This window comes from Dellaglioa sp. CoH-55-MRSF-8 (genome assembly GCF_056782195.1).
This window is the reverse complement of sequence record NZ_JBXAYH010000020.1, coordinates 1-953: the sequence shown is the minus strand read 5'-3', so window position 1 is coordinate 953 and position 953 is coordinate 1. Positions and strand designations below refer to the sequence as shown.

Annotated in this window: 1 protein-coding gene and 2 tRNA genes; all 3 read right to left on the bottom strand. The window is 52.7% G+C overall.

The annotated features are described in order from the left end of the window. Positions 1–54: 54 nt before the first annotated feature. The gene (locus AC1RPW_RS07630) at positions 55–342 is read right to left on the bottom strand and encodes a hypothetical protein (RefSeq protein ID WP_289900983.1); all 288 of its coding nucleotides are present in this window, start codon (positions 340–342) and stop codon (positions 55–57) included. 184 nt (positions 343–526) lie between these two features. After that, positions 527–603: transfer RNA gene (locus AC1RPW_RS07625), tRNA-His, on the bottom strand. A gap of 22 nt (positions 604–625) precedes the next feature. Beyond that, positions 626–702 (bottom strand) — tRNA-Ile (locus AC1RPW_RS07620). Positions 703–953: the final 251 nt, after the last annotated feature.

Below are 953 nucleotides of genomic sequence, written 5' to 3'. Positions count from 1 at the left end.
TTCGGCAGGGGATTTTGAGTCCCCCGTGTCTAGCTATTCCACCACATCCGCATACTACTTGTTTTGCTTCCGGTACTCTTCCCACTCTTCGTGTAGACTCAGCTCACCGGGCCACGCATCGTAGTACCAATCCCAGTCAAAACACCAGTCATTGACGGTGCCGACATCGATGTGTTCTACGCTTCGTTCCTGACGCTCTATTTTGTCGAGCACTCGATTGAGGACACGACGATTCTGCTGCCGCTCGTCTCGACGCGCACCCGGAGCCGGGCCGCAGCACGGGCAATGGAAACCGCCCGGACCATAACTGATTACACGACGGGAAAATGCTTTTGCTTTCATGAGACCTCCAGTTGATTATCACTGAACTCTACTCATGATCGCCTCCTATTCTGTTGGGTGGGAACGGTACGATTCGAACGTACGGTAAACCTCGGTGCCGGATTTGCCTGACGCACCGGGCAACGGTGGCTTTGTCTATTATGACCAGCCTTCCTGCATTAAGCCGCTCTGCCCACGTTCCCATTGGGGTGACTGATGGGATTCGAACCCATGACCTCCGGAATCACAATCCGGAACTCTAACCGGCTGAGCTACAGTCACCATCGATAAAACAATGCCATGTTGGTGGGCCGTACTGGACTCGAACCAGTGACCAACCGATTATGAGTCGGCTGCTCTAACCAACTGAGCTAACGGCCCATCTGTCAGTTCCGTGGGTTTCTTACCCACGCACATCCGGACTATGGGTCCGGCGTTCTGTCTACTGAACTAGAACTGACGAAATGAATTATACCGACCTATTTACTACATGTCAACAACTTTGTTGCAACTCGTACCGAATTATCATGAGCAGACGCCCAAGATGATTCTCACCGACGCCATTACACCGGCCCCAGATGATGTCACCCCACGTATTGGTCTCTTCAAGGTAAGCCTGACCTGTGTCGAGC